This window comes from Aeromonas encheleia (genome assembly GCF_900637545.1).
Taxonomy (GTDB): Bacteria; Pseudomonadota; Gammaproteobacteria; order Enterobacterales; family Aeromonadaceae; genus Aeromonas; species Aeromonas encheleia.
This window is the reverse complement of record NZ_LR134376.1, coordinates 3,867,021-3,880,727: the sequence shown is the minus strand read 5'-3', so window position 1 is coordinate 3,880,727 and position 13,707 is coordinate 3,867,021. Positions and strand designations below refer to the sequence as shown.

Sequence of the window (13,707 nt, the reverse complement as noted above, 5' to 3'; positions counted from 1 at the left end):
ATGAGCGGGCTTGTTCACACTCTACGTAAGGAAATGTATGACCCAACAGAATGAGCAGCAGAGAAACCGCATGTTGAGCCTGCTGCGTGAAGGCGAGCGCCGCATGTTGGTGCAACTGGCCGGTCTGCTGCGTACCAGCGTCGATGAAATCAACGCCGAGCTGGAGAAAGAGGAGTTGCTGTCGGCGCTGGAACAACCCATCACGGTGGAGTACCTCAACGGCGTGGTGCAGCACCATCTGTTCGAGCGTCTGCACAAGGGTGACTTGGTCGCGGCCCAGCGGATGCTGAACCAGTACCAGAGCGATCTCGAGGCCATGCTGAACCAGGAAGCGGCCCAGACCGAGGCCCCCACCGAAGAGGCGAAGGCCCAGGCCTGAGCACGGGTCTCCCCGTCAGCCCTCTCAGCACCATCATGTCTGCCGCATGATGGTGCCTCGTTTATCCCCGTACTCTGTTAACCCGTAACTCGCTGTGCCGACTGGCCCGGGATGGGAAACACCTTGTCATAGCTCCAGTTGTAGACGAAGGCATAGACCAGGTAGAACAGCACGAAGCCCAGATCCAGCACCAGCGCCTCCAGCAGGCTGATGTCGAGCCACCAGGACATCACCGGCAGGGCAACCAGCAGCAGCCCCCCCTCGAAGCCGAAGGTATGCAGGACTCGTTGCCACAGCGACTTGTGGGTGTGGCCCTGATAGCGGAGCAACAGCTTGTCCACCCCGATGTTGTAGACATAGTTCCAGACGGTGGCGACCACCGAGAAGAACAGGGCAAGCGGACCCATATGATTGAGGCCGACGCCGGTGACCCAGCTTGCCAGGGGGGCGGCGATCAACAGGCCAATCAGTTCAAAACCAACGGCATGGCGCAGGCGGTCGCGAGTGTTACGCATATTCATCTCCCTCTAAGCAATGTGTCTAACGACATGATGGGGGCTAATCTATCCATAAAAACGCATAGGTGCTCGTTAGTATGTATCGTTAAAATAGATACATTGATGAGGGAGACTGAGACATGAACCTTTCACTGGAACAACTCAAGGCGCTGCTGGCGGCGGCGGAGACGGGATCTTTCTCGGCCGCCGCCCGCCGGCTGGGCAAGGCCCAATCCGTGGTGAGCACGGCCATCGCCAACCTGGAGATCGATCTCGGCCTCGAGTTGTTCGATCGCTCGGGTCGCTACCCGGTGCTGACGGCGGCGGGGGAGCGACTCAGGGTGGAAGCCCAGTCGGTGCTGGCCAGCAGTGATCAGTTGCAGGCGGTGGCCCGTGAGTTGCACGGCGGGGTGGAGCCCCGCCTCACCCTGGCCATCGATGACGGCTCCCAGCTGCCCTGGATCAGTGAGGTGCTTGAGCGCTTCGCCTGCGAGTTCCCCATGCTGGAGCTGGAGCTGCTCTTCCCCATGCTCGAGGATCTCACCCTGCTGCTGCAGGAGGGGCGGGCGCACCTCGGCATCAGCTACGAGCGGTTGCAGCAAGATCCGGCGCTGGCCTTTCACTCCCTTGGCCGGCTGAATCTCCCCATCATCGCCGCCCCGACCCATCCCCTGGCGAGCAAGGGCCCCATCGGACTCGCCGAGCTGAAGACCGCCCGCCAGCTGATGGTGACCGGCCGCCGGGGCGGCGTGGAGCGGGAGCGGTTTCGCTTCTCCCCCAATGTCTGGTGGGTGGAGGGGGACGGTGCTGTGCTGGAGTTGATCAAGCGGGGGCTGGGCTGGGGTTCGGTGCCGGAGTACCTGCTGCAGGGGCCGTTGACCCGGGGCGAGGTGGTGAAACTGCCCGTTGCGTTCCTGGATCAGGAGTGGAGCATGGGGATAGAGTTGCTGTGGCAGCGGGCGCAGCCGCTTGGCGCCGCGGGGCGCTGGCTGAAGGAGGCGCTGATCCAGCATGCTCGGCGTGAGCAGGTGGGGCGCGCCTCCTGAGTGTCTGTTATGGTCGGGCCGCGAACTCAGTCGATCAGCGGGTAGGGCAGCGCTTGCAGGCTGAGGCTGGAGGCTTCTTCCTGCTTGAGGCGGAACTGGGCGTCGGCCTCGGTATCTTTTGGCAGCACGGCGGTGAGCCACAGTTGGCCATCCTGCTGCCAGGCGTTCAGCACCATGCCGCTGCGCCGCCAGTTGTCACCGAGCCGGATCTCCAGCGCATCGCCACTGGCTACGGGATTGGCAGCCGAGCCCGCCAGCACGAACAGGGCCCGGTTGTTGGCGCCGCGATACTTGGCGCGCGCCACTATCTCCTGCCCCATGTAACAGCCCTTGGTGAAGCTGATGCCGTCCAGCGCCTGCAGGTTCAGCATCTGGGGAATGTATTCCCCCTGATGCACGGCTTCCAGGTGCGGGATGCCGGCCTTGATGTCCAGTCCCCACCAGAGTGACTCCTGCCCGGCGGGCAGGCCGAGGCTCAGCGGCTGCTCGGTGACCAGCAGCCAGCGATCGGTTTCGATCCGCACCGCCATGCCGCCCGGGATGAGGGCCGTCGTTTCAATGGCGAACTGCGCCGCCATCCAGGCATCCGTTCCCTGGCCGGCCACACCGACCGCCTGATCCGGATAGGCGGCGATCTCGACCTTGGCGAACACCGCGAACTTCTTGAGCTCGGGCAGCTGGCGCGCCAGCACCGAGGACTTGGTCAGCAGCAGCAGATGCTCTTCGAGGCAGAGCAGACGGAAATCGCTCCACAGCTTGCCCTTGGCATCGCAGTGGCCGCCGAGGGTGCTCTGACCCGGTTGCAGCGCATTGACATCGCAGGTGACCTGGCCTTGCAGATATTTGACACGATCGATGCCGCTCAGGCTGGTGATGGCGAGGTCAGTCAGGGGGAAGAGGGTTGGCTCGGCAGGAAAAACAGGCGTTAGCAGGCTCACGATGGTATTCCAGAGACAGAAAGTATGTGACCTGCATGGTAAAGACGTAAGGAATGTTTGTCAGCCGGAAAATCCAGCTGCTACCATCCCCGGGTCTTTGTAAGGAGAGTGCTATGTTGAGTCCAATTGAAAAGTCCCGCCTGAAATGGGCCTGCCGCCGCGGCATGCTCGAACTGGATGTGATCTTTATGCCTTTTCTTGAACACGAGTTCGATGCCCTCGGCGAGGATGATCAACAGACCTTCATCCGCCTGCTGGAGAGCGATGACCCGGATCTGTTCAAGTGGTGCATGGGCCACGGCGTGCCGGAAGATCCTGCCTTCGCCGCCATGATCCCGCTGATCCTGGAGCGCAACCAGGCCCGTCACGACCGCCAAAGCTGATCCCCCGCGCCTGACATGCGGCCCAGCCCGTCACCACAGCCAGTCCCCTGATGCGGGTCGTGATGCCCGTCATCGTCTCCCGACGGCAGCGCCTGCTGCTGCTCATGCTATTTCTGTTGTTGCTGTGGCCCACCGCCAGCCTGATCCGGGGCTGGCAGTGGGGGCTGTTTCTGCCTTGCTGGCTGATGGGTCTCTGGCTCGCCTGGCGTCGGGTCATGCTCATCCGTGGTGAGCTGATCTGGGATGGTGAATGGCTGGAGTGGCAGGGGCGGCGTTACCGGCTGGGGGCCCGCTGCCGCATCCTGCCCGGCGTGCTCTGGTTGCGGCTGCGAGAGGGCGAGTTGCCCGAGCTATCACTCTGGCTCTGCTCGGATGCGCTGGCGCCGGCGCACTATCGGGCGCTGGCCCGCGCCATTCATCTCAATCCCCCTCGTTAACCGCATTTTCCAATGGCCTATCAATAGATGACCCCGCCGGAGCGGGGTCATTTGGTGACAACTGGCGGAGGGGTTATTCCCGATCCGGTGTCAGTACCGTGGGCTTGGGGTCCGGCTGCATCTCCGGATAGTCCAGGTTGTAGTGCAGGCCGCGGGACTCCTTGCGCTGCAGGGCGCAGTTGACGATGAGTTCGGCCACCTGCAACAGGTTGCGCAGCTCCAGCAGGTTGTTGGAGACCCGGAAGTTGGCGTAGTACTCCTGCACCTCCTGCTTGAGCAGGTCGATGCGGCGCTTGGCGCGGGCGAGGCGCTTGTTGGTCCGCACTATCCCCACGTAGTCCCACATCATCAGGCGCAGCTCGTGCCAGTTGTGCTGGATCACCACCTGTTCGTCCGAGTCATCCACCTGGCTCTCGTCCCAGGCCGGCAGCTTGGGCGGCTCCACGCTCATGGGCAGCTTGGCCAGGATGTCGGCCCCCGCCTGATGGGCATAGACCACGCACTCGAGCAGGGAGTTGGAGGCCATGCGGTTGGCGCCGTGCAGGCCGGTGTAGGTCACCTCGCCGATGGCGTAGAGGCCGGGAATATCGGTCTGGCCACTGCCATCTATCATCACGCCACCGCAGGTGTAGTGCGCCGCCGGGACTATGGGCATGGCCTCCTTGGTGATGTCGATCCCCACCGCGAGGCAGCGCTCGTGGATGGTCGGGAAGTGCTTGATGATGAAGTCGGCCGGCTTGTGGCTGATGTCCAGGTACATGCAGTCGGCACCGAGCCGCTTCATCTCGTGGTCGATGGCGCGGGCGACTATGTCACGCGGCGCCAGCTCGGCGCGCTCGTCGAAGTCCAGCATGAAACGACTGCCATCGGGCCGGCGCAGATAGGCACCTTCGCCACGCAACGCCTCGGTCAGCAGAAAGTTGGGGTCGTCCGGATGGAACAGGCTGGTGGGGTGGAACTGGTTGAACTCCAGATTCGCCACCCGGCAGCCGGCCCGCCAGGCCATGGCGATGCCATCCCCTGAGCTGACATCCGGGTTGGAGGTGTACTGATACACCTTGGAGGCCCCGCCGGTGGCCAGCGCCACGAAGCGGGCACGGATCACCTCGACCTGCTCGACGTTGCGGTTCCAGACATAGGCGCCGAGCACCTTGTTGCCTGGCAGGTTCAGCTTGCGGGTGGTGATGAGATCGACCGCGTTGAAGCGCTCCATCAGCCGGATGTTGGGGTGGGCCCGCACCTGATCGATCAGGGTGAGCTGCACCGCCTTACCGGTGGCATCGGCCGCGTGGAAGATGCGGCGATGGCTATGACCCCCTTCCCGGGTCAGGTGATAGTGGGACTCCCCCTCGGCATCCTCCTCCTGATCGAAGGGGACCCCCTGCTGGATCAGCCACTGGATGGAGTCGCGGGCGTTGCGGGCGGTGAACTCCACCACGGCCGGGTCACATAACCCGGCCCCGGCGTTGAGCGTGTCGCTCACGTGGGATTCGATGCTGTCGGTCTCGTCGAACACGGCAGCGATGCCTCCTTGCGCATAGAAAGTGGCCCCCTCACTGATGGGCCCCTTGCTCAGAACCAGGACTTTGGCCTGATCTGCCAATCGCAACGCGAGAGACAGACCGGCGGCACCGCTGCCAATGATCAGTACGTCGCAAAGGTATTCAACACTTGCTTTCATAAGTATCATTGGCCTGGATAAAGAACTGGCCCCATGGTAGCCCAAGGGGGGTTGTGATGCAGCTCGCATCACATTTTTTTCAATGCAAGCGAACTTTCTCTGATTCCTCCTGTCTGAACTTGTGCGCTTAGAAAGGGCCGGAAAAGAAAAACGATAACCTGATGGGGGTTTTACGGCTCTGATGAGCGACCAGAATCTACTGGACGAACAGCTGGTTGAACGGGTCCAGCGTGGCGATAAAAATGCATTCAACCTGTTGGTAAAAAAATACCAGCATAAGGTGGTCAACCTGGTGGCCAGGTATGTCAACAATCCGGGCGATGTGCCGGATGTGGCGCAGGAGGCCTTTATCAAGGCTTACCGTGCGTTACCGACATTCCGTGGCGAGAGCGCGTTTTACACCTGGTTGTACCGGATCGCCGTCAACACGGCCAAAAATTACCTGACCTCACAGGGGCGCAGACCGCCCAGCAGTGATGTCGAAGCAGACGAGGCTGAATATTATGGTGGTGGTGAAGCCTTGCAAGAGGTGGCCACCCCGGAAAACTTGGCGCTGACCGATGAGATCAAGCGTACCGTGTTTGCCGCCATAGAAGCCTTGCCTGAAGACTTGAGAACAGCGATCACCCTTCGTGAACTGGAAGGGCTGAGCTACGAAGAGATTGCGGAGATCATGGATTGTCCAGTGGGTACGGTGAGATCCCGTATCTTCCGGGCGAGGGAAGCAATCGACAAAAAGCTGCAACCTCTGATCGAGAATTAAACTGGGGAAAGACAGGCAAACTTATGGCAAATCAAGAGCAACTCTCAGCCCTGATGGATGGCGACCTGAGCGATGTCGAGGTACTGAATGAGCTGGGAACGGATCCGGCACTGCAGGATACCTGGGCTCGCTACCATCTGATCGGTGATGCCATGCGGGGGGACCTGCCGGTCAATCTGCAACTGGATCTCAGCGACAGCATCATGCTGGCGCTGGAAGACGAACCGACCATACTGGCCCCCAAGCCGGTACAGCCAGCCGCGCCACAGGTGCACAGGGCCAAGGTGTTGCCCTTGCTGCGTCGCGTCAGCCAGCAGGTGGGGCAGTATGCCATCGCCGCATCGGTTGCCGCCGCCGTCATCTTCGGGGTTCAGCAATATCAGGGTCAGGACGGTATGCCGGCCAACCCGGTGCTCAACACCATACCCGTAGGTGGCAGTGCGACGCCGGTGAGCGTGCACTATCCGCAAGATGGGAACCGCGCCACGACTCGTCAACAAGGGTTGAACGAGCAACAGATGCAAGAGCAGCGTGAGCGGATCAATGCCTTCCTGCGTGATCATCAGTTGCAACAACGTCTGCTACAAGACAAGCAGATCCAGGAATAACGCATTTTTAGGGATCAGATCGTGCGCCAGTCCAGCCGTATCTTGCTGGCCTCTCTCCTGCTAATTTGTGCCAAGGCCTCGGCCGACGAACTGTCGGCCGAGGCCTTGTTGCAGCAGATGCAGAGTGCCGTCTCTCAACAGAATTTCGAATTATCCATGGTCAAGGCCCGTCAGGGGCGCCTCGAACCCATTCGTTTCAGTCATGGGGTGATCGACGGCAAAGAGGTGGCCCATCTGAGCTATCTCGATGGCAAGACGGTGGAGTACCTGCAGCGCCAGAATGAATACACCTTCTTCGAAAACACCCACGAACCCTACACGCTCAAGGGCGCGCGCTTCCCTGGTGTGTGGTCGACCCTGGTGAAGATGCCGCTGCCCCGGGTGCTGGAAAGCTATGATCCCGTGCTGGCTGGCCGCAGCCGGGTGGCCGGTCTGGTGGCACAGGTCGTCAGATTGGTGCCGAAAGAGACTGACAAATATGGTTTCGTGCTCTGGATAGATGAACAGAGCCACCTGCTGCTGCGGGTGGACATGGTGGATCGGGAAGGCAGCCTGGTGGAGCAGGTGCTGGGGGTCGATCTGGACCGTCAGTCGGCGCCGGCGCCCTGGCTGGTGACCCTGGTCAACAGCAAGCTGCCCGAGGCGCTGGAGCTGGAGGATGCCTATCCTGCCCCCCAGCAGACCCTGAACTGGCATCTGACCTGGCTGCCGGCCGGCTTCAAGGTATTGTCCCAGGACCGCCACCAGCTGGTCAGCACCAGCCTGCCGGTGGACTACATGATGTTGTCGGATGGACTGGTGGATCTCTCTGTCTATGTGGCCAGGGTCGATCCCAAGCAGGCGGTGCGCCAGCAGCTGATCCGGCAGGGAGCCACCTCCTTGGTCAGCTATGTCAACGAGGTCGGGGTGGAGATCACCGTGGTCGGGGAAGTCCCGGCCGAGACGGCCAAGCGCATCGCCGAGTCGGTGCAGCCGCTGGCGCGCAACGAGGCGGTGCAATGAGACTGAGCCATTCCACTTGCCCGGGCGGGGCGGCCGTGTTCAGATTGGATAAATCTGTTGCTGCTAGTCTGGAGCCCTCTGGTGAGTGAAATGAGTGAAGAGCTGGCGACCGTGGTGGCCATCGATGGCCAACATGCCTGGGTGGAGTGCGAACGGCGCTCCGCCTGCAGCGGTTGCCATCAGCAGTCCAACTGCGGCACCGGTACCGTCGCCAAGGCCTTTCCCCTGAAGTCGCAGCGACTGCGGGTGGCGCTGACCGCCGAAGTCATGGTGGGTCAGCAGATCCGGCTCGGCATCCTGCAGGCAAGCATCTTGCGGGGGGCCGCCCTGGTCTATGTACTGCCGCTGTTCTGTCTGTTGCTGGGGGCCCTGCTCGGACAGCTCTGGCTGGCACCGCTGCTGTCGGCGGGAGAGGGGGTGACCATCCTCAGCTGCCTGCTGGGCGGCACCATAGGTTTTTTACTGGTTCGTTACTTTTCTGCTCGGCTCGAGCAAGGGGAATACGGTCCTCGCATGCTCGGTGTGGTACTCAATACCCGTCACCTCTCCTGAGTGGCAAGATCCTGTTTCGGGCCTCTTTGTGCCCGAAATGGTGCCTAACGCCTGCCAGACAAGGCGCTATTTCTGGTGCCCGTCGACTAAAGATTGGCCGTCGACCGGGTTATCCAGTAAAATCCTGCCCTCATATCCGACCCTAACTTAATTTTGAGTGATTCTTGCTCGATGAAACACATTCGTAACTTTTCGATTATTGCGCACATCGACCACGGTAAATCGACCCTGTCGGACCGTCTGATCCAGACTTGTGGCGGCCTGTCCTCCCGCGAGATGCAGGCTCAGGTGCTTGACTCCATGGATCTGGAGCGCGAGCGCGGCATTACCATCAAAGCACAGAGTGTGACCCTGAACTACCAGGCACAAGACGGTAACACCTATCAGCTGAACTTTATCGACACCCCGGGCCACGTGGATTTCTCCTACGAGGTTTCCCGCTCCCTGGCGGCCTGTGAAGGGGCTTTGCTGGTGGTGGATGCCGGTCAGGGGGTTGAGGCACAGACTCTGGCCAACTGCTACACCGCCATGGAGATGGAGCTGGAAGTGGTGCCGATCCTGAACAAGATCGACCTGCCAGCCGCCGAACCCGAGCGGGTCGCGGAAGAGATCGAAGACATCGTCGGTATCGACGCCATCGATGCGGTGCGCTGCTCCGCCAAGACCGGTCTGGGGGTCGATCTGGTATTGGAAGAGATCGTCGCCCGCATCCCGCCCCCGGAAGGGGATCCGGATGCCCCGCTGCAGGCGCTGATCATCGACTCCTGGTTCGACTCCTACCTTGGCGTCGTCTCCCTGGTGCGGATCAAGAACGGTTCGCTCAAGAAGAACGACAAGATCAAGGTGATGAGCACCGGTCAGGTGTGGGGCGTGGATCGCATCGGTATCTTCACCCCCAAGCAGGTGGATACCCAGGGTCTGGGCTGTGGCGAGGTAGGTTGGGTCGTCTGCGGCATCAAGGACATCCACGGCGCGCCTGTGGGCGATACCCTGACTCAGGCCAAGAACGGTGCCGACAAGGCGCTGGCGGGCTTCAAGAAGGTCAAGCCGCAGGTCTATGCGGGCCTGTTCCCCATCTCCAGCGATGACTATGAGTCATTCCGTGATGCGCTGGACAAGCTCTCCCTGAACGATGCCTCCCTGTTCTTCGAGCCGGAAAGCTCCACCGCGCTTGGCTTCGGCTTCCGTTGTGGCTTCCTCGGCATGCTGCACATGGAGATCATCCAGGAGCGCCTGGAGCGGGAATACGATCTGGATCTGATCACCACGGCGCCGACCGTGGTGTACGAGATCGAGCTGAACAATGGCGAGACCATCCACATCGACAGCCCGTCTGCGATGCCCCCGGTCAACAACATCAAAGAGATGCGTGAGCCCATCGCCGAGTGCAACATCCTGCTGCCGCAGGAGTACATGGGCAACGTCATCACCCTCTGTATCGAGAAGCGTGGCGTGCAGACCAACATGGTCTATCACGGCAAGCAGGTGGCCCTGACCTACGAGATCCCGATGGCAGAAGTGGTGCTCGATTTCTTCGATCGCCTCAAGTCCACCAGCCGCGGCTACGCCTCGCTGGATTACGGCTTCAAGCGCTTCGAGACCTCCGAGATGGTGCGCCTCGACATCATGATCAACGGTGAGCGGGTCGATGCCCTGGCCATCATCACCCACAAGGAGAACGCCCAGTATCGCGGTCGCCAGGTGGTGGAGAAGATGCGTGAGCTGATCCCGCGCCAGATGTTCGACATCGCGATTCAGGCGTCCATCGGCAACCAGATCATCGCCCGCAGCACCGTCAAGGCCCTGCGCAAGGACGTGACCGCCAAGTGCTACGGCGGTGACGTGAGCCGGAAGAAGAAGCTGCTGAACAAGCAGAAAGAAGGCAAGAAGCGGATGAAGTCCCTGGGCCGTGTCGACGTGCCGCAAGAGGCCTTCCTCGCGATCCTCCACGTAGGCAAGGACTAATCGATGGCTAGCACCTTTTCCCTGATCCTGGCGATTGTCACCGTACTGACCGGCATCATCTGGACCGTCGACAAGCTGGTCTGGTCCAAGCAACGGGCGGCCAAGATTGCGGCAGCCCGTGCCAACGCCGGCCCGAACATCGATGAGAAGACGCTGGCCAAGGTGGCCCCCATGCCGGTCTGGATCGAACAGACCGGCGGGGTCTTCCCGGTCATTGCGCTGGTGCTGATCCTGCGTTCCTTCATCTTCGAACCGTTCCAGATCCCGTCTGGCTCCATGATGCCCACCCTGCTGGTGGGCGACTTCATCCTGGTGGAGAAGTTCGCCTACGGCCTGCGTGATCCCGTGACCAACACCAAGTTCCTGGAGACAGGCGCCCCCGAGCGTGGCGATGTGGTGGTGTTCAAGTATCCGCTGGATACCCGGGTGGACTACATCAAGCGAGTGGTCGGCATGCCGGGGGACAGGGTCATCTATCGCAACAAGGAGCTGATGATCAGACCCAAGTGCGAGGAGCAGGAAGGGAAAACGTGCCCGGGCTTCAAGAAGCTCGACGTCAAGTTTGAACAAAGGGGCGAATTTAGCCAGATGGGGATCCCGCTGGATCGGTACACCGAACAGCTGGGCAGCGTCTCTCACGAGACCCTGCGCAACCCCCTGATGCCCGATCTGGTCGACCGTTATTACCGCCAGCCGGGGACCTACCCCGATGAGTGGGTGGTGCCGGAAGGCCAGTATTTCGTGATGGGCGACAACCGCGACAACAGTACCGACAGCCGATTCTGGGGCTTCGTGCCCGAGCAGAACCTGGTGGGCAAGGCGGTCGCCATCTGGATCAGTTTCGAATTCGAGCGCGAGGAAGGTTCCAGTTTGCCAAGCTGGGTACCGACTGGTGTGCGCTTCAACCGCATTGGCGGAATCAAGTAAATGAATATCAAGATGAACAGACTGCAGTCCCGTCTCGGGCATGTCTTTCAAGATCAAGACCGATTGACCCGGGCGCTGACTCACCGCAGCGCCGGTTCCCGTCACAACGAGCGACTGGAATTCCTGGGTGACTCCATCCTGAGTCTGGTGATTGCCGACGACCTGTTCCACCGCTTCCCGCAAGCGGCGGAAGGGGACCTCAGCCGGATGCGCGCCACCCTGGTGCGGGAGAAGACCCTGGCCGAGCTCGGCCGGGAGTTCGATCTCGGGGATCACCTGATCCTGGGGCCGGGTGAGCTCAAGAGCGGCGGTTTTCGCCGCGAGTCGATCCTGGCCGACACGGTCGAGGCGGTGATCGGCGCAGTCTATCTGGATACCAATCTGGAGACGGTGCGGACCCTGCTGCTGAGCTGGTATGCCAGCCGCCTGGACGAGATCAAGCCAGGCATTGAGCAGAAGGATCCCAAGACCCGGCTGCAGGAAATTTTGCAGGGAAGCCGTAAATCCCTGCCGACCTACACAGTGACCAACGTCAAGGGCGAAGCCCACAACCAGGAGTTCACCGTCCAGTGTGACGTGGATGGCCTGGATGGTCCGCTGGTCGGGGTCGGCACCAGCCGTCGCAAGGCCGAACAGGCCGCGGCGCAGCAAGCATTGGAAAGACTGTCATGACAGATACAGATACCACCTATTGCGGCTTTGTCGCCATCGTAGGCCGCCCCAACGTGGGCAAGTCCACCCTGCTCAACAAGCTGCTCGGCCAGAAGGTCAGCATCACCTCGAAGAAGCCCCAGACTACCCGTCACCGGATCTTGGGGATAGACACCGAGGACAACTATCAAACCATCTTTGTGGATACCCCGGGTCTGCACATCGAGGAGAAGCGGGCCATCAACCGATTGATGAACCGCGCCGCCACCAGTTCGCTGGGGGACGTGGCCATGGTGGTATTCATGGTCGACGGTACCCACTGGACCAAGGATGACGAGATGGTGCTCGGCAAGCTGCGCCATCTGCCCTGCCCCGTGGTGCTGGCGGTCAACAAGGTAGACAACGTCAAGGACAAGGAAGACCTGCTGCCGCACCTGGAGTGGCTGGGTCAACAGATGAAGTTCTCCCACATCCTGCCCATCAGTGCCGAGAAGGGTACCAACGTGGAGAAGATCCGCGAGTGGGCCAAGGATCTGCTGCCGGAAAACAACCACTTCTTCCCGGAAGATTACGTGACCGACCGCTCGTCGCGCTTCATGGCCTCCGAGATCATCCGTGAGAAGCTGATGCGCTTCACCGGTGAGGAGCTGCCTTACTCGGTGACGGTGGAGATCGAACGCTTCAAGGTGGAGGAGAACGGTCTCTACCATATCCACGGCCTGATCCTGGTTGAACGTGAAGGCCAGAAGAAGATGGTCATCGGCAACAAGGGCGAGAAGATCAAGACCATAGGCACAGAGGCACGTCTCGACATGGAACGGCTGTTCCAGAACAAGGTTCACCTGGAGCTGTGGGTCAAGGTTAAATCGGGCTGGGCCGATGACGAGCGCGCCCTGCGCAGTCTCGGCTATGGCGATGACTAAGTGGCGCTGAGCGATTGCTGAGTCCGGCTTTCGTCATCCACAGTCGGCCCTATCGGGAGACCAGCCAGCTGGTCGAGGTATTCACCCAGGATAGTGGCCGCTTTACCCTGGTGGCTCGCGGTTCTCGCGGGCCACGCTCCCCTCTGAAGGGGCTGCTGCAACCCTTCACCCTGCTCACCCTGAGTTGGCGTGGCAAGGGCGATCTCAAGAACCTCGCCCAGGTCGAATGCCCGGATCACTCCCTGCGTCTCGGCGGCGACCGCCTGTTTTACGGCCTCTATCTCAACGAGCTGGTCTACTACCTGCTGGAAGCCCATACCCCCTTTCCCGAGGTGTTCGATGCCTATGCCCGTGCCCTGATGGCGCTGGCGGATGGCGAGACACCCGAGCTGCCCCTGCGTCGCTTCGAGTTCCTGCTGCTGCAGGCGCTCGGCTACGCGGTGGACTTCGAATATGCCGCCGACGATGAGTCCGCGATCCGACCCGAGCTGTTATACGGCTTCGAGCGCGAGCTCGGCTTTGTCGCTTGCGAGCGGGCGCCGGATCCCCGTACCCTGTTCCTCGGCGCCCACCTGTTGGCCTTCGCCGAGGGGCGTTTCGACAGTCCCCCCTTGCTGCAGGCGGCCAAGCGTTTCAGCCGGCTGGCACTGCAGCCCTATCTCGGCAAACGCCAGTTAAAGAGCCGGGAGTTGTTTTTGAAACGGAAAAGCTAACGCGGATTGGCGCTGCAGCCTCTCATGTTTCAGCAAACGCCAGTTGAAGAGCCGGGAGTTGTTTTTAAAGCGGCGAAGTAGCTTGGGCTAACCGTTTTGCGGCGTTACCCGACAGGGTAAGAATGTTACCGACGTCCGATTACGCTGCGCTAATCGAACCTACGAGCTGACATACGGATATCAGAGGCTGGGGGTCTGCCGCCAGCCACACAGTTAACAGATGACCTGTATCAAGGAGTAAG

At 61.0% G+C, this 13,707-nt stretch carries 16 protein-coding genes; 13 read left to right on the top strand and 3 right to left on the bottom strand.

The genetic code is table 11. From position 1 onward, the window contains the following. The first annotated feature begins 37 nt into the window (after window positions 1–37). A complete protein-coding gene (locus tag EL255_RS17915; protein ID WP_042653065.1) occupies window positions 38–379 on the top strand; it encodes a hypothetical protein in 342 nt (113 codons plus the stop codon). Window positions 380–456: 77 nt separating this feature from the next. Here the strand turns inward: EL255_RS17915 and EL255_RS17910 are convergent, their stop codons facing one another. After that, complete coding sequence (locus tag EL255_RS17910; protein WP_042653064.1) at window positions 457–894, bottom strand: PACE efflux transporter; 438 nt, start codon at window positions 892–894, stop codon at window positions 457–459. A 122-nt stretch (window positions 895–1,016) separates the two neighbouring features. Here EL255_RS17910 and EL255_RS17905 point away from each other — a divergent pair, with 122 nt between their 5' ends. Continuing rightward, window positions 1,017–1,922, top strand: coding sequence for a LysR family transcriptional regulator (locus EL255_RS17905; protein WP_042653063.1), 906 nt, complete (start codon window positions 1,017–1,019; stop codon window positions 1,920–1,922). Between the two features lie 26 nt (window positions 1,923–1,948). Here EL255_RS17905 and ygfZ read toward each other — a convergent pair whose 3' ends face one another. Beyond that, the gene (gene ygfZ / locus EL255_RS17900) at window positions 1,949–2,860 is read right to left on the bottom strand and encodes a tRNA-modifying protein YgfZ (RefSeq protein ID WP_042653062.1); all 912 of its coding nucleotides are present in this window, start codon (window positions 2,858–2,860) and stop codon (window positions 1,949–1,951) included. A 113-nt stretch (window positions 2,861–2,973) separates the two neighbouring features. Here ygfZ and EL255_RS17895 point away from each other — a divergent pair, with 113 nt between their 5' ends. Continuing rightward, window positions 2,974–3,243: an FAD assembly factor SdhE gene (locus tag EL255_RS17895; protein ID WP_042653061.1), complete on the top strand. Its 270-nt coding sequence runs from the start codon at window positions 2,974–2,976 to the stop codon at window positions 3,241–3,243. 62 nt (window positions 3,244–3,305) lie between these two features. Beyond that, window positions 3,306–3,680 carry a protein YgfX gene (locus EL255_RS17890; protein WP_126623535.1) on the top strand — a complete coding sequence of 125 codons (375 nt, stop codon included), beginning with the start codon at window positions 3,306–3,308 and terminating at the stop codon, window positions 3,678–3,680. Between the two features lie 73 nt (window positions 3,681–3,753). Here EL255_RS17890 and nadB read toward each other — a convergent pair whose 3' ends face one another. Next, window positions 3,754–5,361 (bottom strand): L-aspartate oxidase, encoded by a 1,608-nt coding sequence (nadB, locus tag EL255_RS17885; RefSeq protein WP_042653059.1) that lies wholly within the window; start codon window positions 5,359–5,361, stop codon window positions 3,754–3,756. 181 nt (window positions 5,362–5,542) lie between these two features. On the opposite strand from nadB, the gene rpoE reads away from it, so the two are divergent. The 9 genes from rpoE to recO all read left to right on the top strand — a co-directional run bounded on the left by rpoE (window position 5,543) and on the right by recO (window position 13,465). Further along, window positions 5,543–6,124 (top strand): RNA polymerase sigma factor RpoE, encoded by a 582-nt coding sequence (rpoE, locus tag EL255_RS17880; RefSeq protein ID WP_042653058.1) that lies wholly within the window; start codon window positions 5,543–5,545, stop codon window positions 6,122–6,124. Between the two features lie 23 nt (window positions 6,125–6,147). Beyond that, on the top strand, window positions 6,148–6,732 hold the full coding sequence (locus EL255_RS17875; protein WP_042653057.1) for an RseA family anti-sigma factor: 585 nt from the start codon (window positions 6,148–6,150) through the stop codon (window positions 6,730–6,732). Between the two features lie 21 nt (window positions 6,733–6,753). Beyond that, the gene (locus tag EL255_RS17870; RefSeq protein WP_042653056.1) at window positions 6,754–7,734 is read left to right on the top strand and encodes a MucB/RseB C-terminal domain-containing protein; all 981 of its coding nucleotides are present in this window, start codon (window positions 6,754–6,756) and stop codon (window positions 7,732–7,734) included. A gap of 90 nt (window positions 7,735–7,824) precedes the next feature. Continuing rightward, window positions 7,825–8,286 carry a SoxR reducing system RseC family protein gene (locus EL255_RS17865; protein ID WP_042653055.1) on the top strand — a complete coding sequence of 154 codons (462 nt, stop codon included), beginning with the start codon at window positions 7,825–7,827 and terminating at the stop codon, window positions 8,284–8,286. A 171-nt stretch (window positions 8,287–8,457) separates the two neighbouring features. Next, window positions 8,458–10,251: a translation elongation factor 4 gene (gene lepA, locus EL255_RS17860; protein WP_042653054.1), complete on the top strand. Its 1,794-nt coding sequence runs from the start codon at window positions 8,458–8,460 to the stop codon at window positions 10,249–10,251. Window positions 10,252–10,254: 3 nt separating this feature from the next. Continuing rightward, window positions 10,255–11,178 (top strand): signal peptidase I, encoded by a 924-nt coding sequence (gene lepB, locus EL255_RS17855; RefSeq protein WP_042653053.1) that lies wholly within the window; start codon window positions 10,255–10,257, stop codon window positions 11,176–11,178. Beyond that, entirely contained in the window at window positions 11,179–11,850 is a 672-nt protein-coding gene (gene rnc, locus EL255_RS17850) for a ribonuclease III (RefSeq protein ID WP_042653052.1), read from the top strand. It abuts the gene before it with no gap. Further along, entirely contained in the window at window positions 11,847–12,752 is a 906-nt protein-coding gene (gene era, locus EL255_RS17845; protein WP_042653051.1) for a GTPase Era, read from the top strand. The genes rnc and era overlap by 4 nt, the downstream gene beginning before the upstream one ends. A 14-nt stretch (window positions 12,753–12,766) precedes the next feature. Next, complete coding sequence (recO, locus tag EL255_RS17840; protein ID WP_042653050.1) at window positions 12,767–13,465, top strand: DNA repair protein RecO; 699 nt, start codon at window positions 12,767–12,769, stop codon at window positions 13,463–13,465. Window positions 13,466–13,707 lie beyond the last annotated feature (242 nt).

What these genes read in the sequence shown, in the direction of transcription:
- EL255_RS17915 (WP_042653065.1), top strand. Translation starts at nt 38, where the DNA reads ATGACCCAACAGAATGAGCAGCAGAGAAACCGCATGTTGAGCCTGCTG.
- EL255_RS17910 (WP_042653064.1), bottom strand. Translation starts at nt 894, where the DNA reads ATGCGTAACACTCGCGACCGCCTGCGCCATGCCGTTGGTTTTGAACTG.
- EL255_RS17905 (WP_042653063.1), top strand. Translation starts at nt 1,017, where the DNA reads ATGAACCTTTCACTGGAACAACTCAAGGCGCTGCTGGCGGCGGCGGAG.
- EL255_RS17895 (WP_042653061.1), top strand. Translation starts at nt 2,974, where the DNA reads ATGTTGAGTCCAATTGAAAAGTCCCGCCTGAAATGGGCCTGCCGCCGC.
- EL255_RS17890 (WP_126623535.1), top strand. Translation starts at nt 3,306, where the DNA reads ATGCCCGTCATCGTCTCCCGACGGCAGCGCCTGCTGCTGCTCATGCTA.
- nadB (WP_042653059.1), bottom strand. Translation starts at nt 5,361, where the DNA reads ATGAAAGCAAGTGTTGAATACCTTTGCGACGTACTGATCATTGGCAGC.
- rpoE (WP_042653058.1), top strand. Translation starts at nt 5,543, where the DNA reads ATGAGCGACCAGAATCTACTGGACGAACAGCTGGTTGAACGGGTCCAG.
- EL255_RS17875 (WP_042653057.1), top strand. Translation starts at nt 6,148, where the DNA reads ATGGCAAATCAAGAGCAACTCTCAGCCCTGATGGATGGCGACCTGAGC.
- EL255_RS17865 (WP_042653055.1), top strand. Translation starts at nt 7,825, where the DNA reads ATGAGTGAAGAGCTGGCGACCGTGGTGGCCATCGATGGCCAACATGCC.
- lepA (WP_042653054.1), top strand. Translation starts at nt 8,458, where the DNA reads ATGAAACACATTCGTAACTTTTCGATTATTGCGCACATCGACCACGGT.
- lepB (WP_042653053.1), top strand. Translation starts at nt 10,255, where the DNA reads ATGGCTAGCACCTTTTCCCTGATCCTGGCGATTGTCACCGTACTGACC.
- rnc (WP_042653052.1), top strand. Translation starts at nt 11,179, where the DNA reads ATGAATATCAAGATGAACAGACTGCAGTCCCGTCTCGGGCATGTCTTT.
- era (WP_042653051.1), top strand. Translation starts at nt 11,847, where the DNA reads ATGACAGATACAGATACCACCTATTGCGGCTTTGTCGCCATCGTAGGC.